The following is a 1,740-nucleotide window of genomic DNA, read 5'->3' as shown; positions in this document are numbered from 1 at the left end:
CGTCGCCAGCGCCGGGTTCGAGCACCAGCCCGTCGTCACCGGTGGCGGCTATCGCAGCATGGCCTTGCCCGAATTTCAGTGGCTCAACACCGTCTTCGGTAACGTCAAAAACAGCCTGCATGGTTCCTATCATCAGGTGAGCAGCAAGCATCTGCCGCGCTTCCTGGCCGAGTTTTGCTATCGCTTCAATCGCCGATTTGATCTGGCCTCCATGCTCCCGCGCCTTGGATGGGCTGCCGTGCGAACTCCACCGATGCCACACCGTCTCCTGAAAATGGCTGAGGCATGTTAATAATCAGGTGATGCGATCACCCTGGATCGATCAGAGAAGACGCTCATGATTACGATCTGTGACCTTTAAAGCCTTGACCGCACAGACCTATCTCACCAGTAAATCGAGCCACAGGAGCAGTTGCCGGATCCGACAGAGCAGCAACATTAAACTCGCAGGATATCGAAAGTTTGTCGACGCACTGCCAAAAGCGACCAGGAAGTTCACATAGACGTTGTGCCATTTCGGCGGAGGAATCCGCCTTCCATGTCACCCCTAGATCGAAGCGACCGGTACACTCTCTGATGTTTTGGAACGACCGCTCGATTAACGTTCGTGGCAGCGGCAAATCGGGATCGAGCCACTCGCCTTCATCAACATCGACCTCTTCCGCATCGGGGAACCTATTGATGCCAAAACCCAGGTAGGTTTGCGTATTGTTACTATGCCGGCTGCTTCCAAGATTCAAGAGTCGATAGTTGTCCCAAAACGCACGCTCGTTTTCATTCCATAGAATTAGAATGCAGTCCTCCCATCCTGTGGACAGGAATAGCTTGGCTGCTCGGAATCTCTCCGGATCTGCTTGCAATTTGTCGCGCAACGCATAGACCTGCCAGCGATACGGAAATTCAATTAACGAAACGGAAACCACATCCTCTCGTCGCGCCGGTCTGCACCCTTGGGCATGACAGCGTTCTATGTTTTCAACCTCGTCCACGCCCATTTCACCATCTGAGTGCCGACACAATAAGTCGGTGCAACCCCCGTGCACCTGCAAGACCGCGCGCGGCTTCACGAGCACCTGCACGCGGGCTGGACGTTCATGCTGACGCTCTGCGGGCGTCATGTGATAGCGATGCAAGAGGAACGAGTATTGCCCGATCAATCCTAGGAAGCCAGAAACTCGCCGCATGCTAGAGTTCTCGCCAAACGGGGACCGAGAGTGCAGCGCTCCGGTTAGAGTATCGATTCGCCGATACACATCTTCAACAGAATCGTCGAATTCTTGCTTCACGTTCTTCAACGCTTGGCGAAACGGCGCCGGACCACTCATCGAGCCGACATATCGAGGCCTAATGACGCCGATTCCGATGGTTCCCAGTGGGGCGCGTCGAAACTCGCGGCCATAGCAGTCCTAAAGTGGACCCTAAAAATCGGACAGTCATTTAAGTTGTCAGGCCGGCACGAAAGGGTTGATCGCAATGGGTGAAGCAAAGCGCAAAACCTACGCCGCCGCGTTCAAAGCCAAAGTGGCCTTGGAGGCCATCCGTGGGGTGAAAACCGTCAACGAGATTGGCCAGGAGCACGGTGTGCACCCGGTTCAAGTTGGGCAATGGAAGAAGGAGATCTTGGAGCACGCCGGCACGCTGTTCGAGACCAAACGGGGGCGCAAACCTGCGGATGATCAGAGTGCGCCGGAGCGCCTCTACAGCGAGATCGGGCGCCTGAAGATGGAACTGGACTAGGTT

At 55.3% G+C, this 1,740-nt stretch carries 2 protein-coding genes and 1 pseudogene; 2 read left to right on the top strand and 1 reads right to left on the bottom strand.

The features are described 5' to 3' along the window. A partial coding sequence (locus THIDRDRAFT_RS23135) for a transposase (protein ID WP_007043376.1) occupies positions 1 to 292 on the top strand: 292 nt, incomplete at its 5' end. Between the two features lie 49 nt (positions 293 to 341). Here the strand turns inward: THIDRDRAFT_RS23135 and THIDRDRAFT_RS23130 are convergent. Further along, positions 342 to 1,325, bottom strand: coding sequence for a hypothetical protein (locus THIDRDRAFT_RS23130; RefSeq protein ID WP_040845991.1), 984 nt, complete (start codon positions 1,323 to 1,325; stop codon positions 342 to 344). Positions 1,326 to 1,473: 148 nt separating this feature from the next. Here THIDRDRAFT_RS23130 and THIDRDRAFT_RS23125 point away from each other — a divergent pair. Continuing rightward, positions 1,474 to 1,734, top strand: a pseudogene (locus tag THIDRDRAFT_RS23125) (transposase); the annotation flags it as partial. Between the last annotated feature and the right edge of the window lie 6 nt (positions 1,735 to 1,740).

This window comes from Thiorhodococcus drewsii AZ1, assembly GCF_000224065.1.
Lineage (GTDB): Bacteria > Pseudomonadota > Gammaproteobacteria > Chromatiales > Chromatiaceae > Imhoffiella > Imhoffiella drewsii.
Note: the sequence above shows the minus strand (reverse complement) of the source record. Positions and strands in the feature narration are given on the sequence as shown.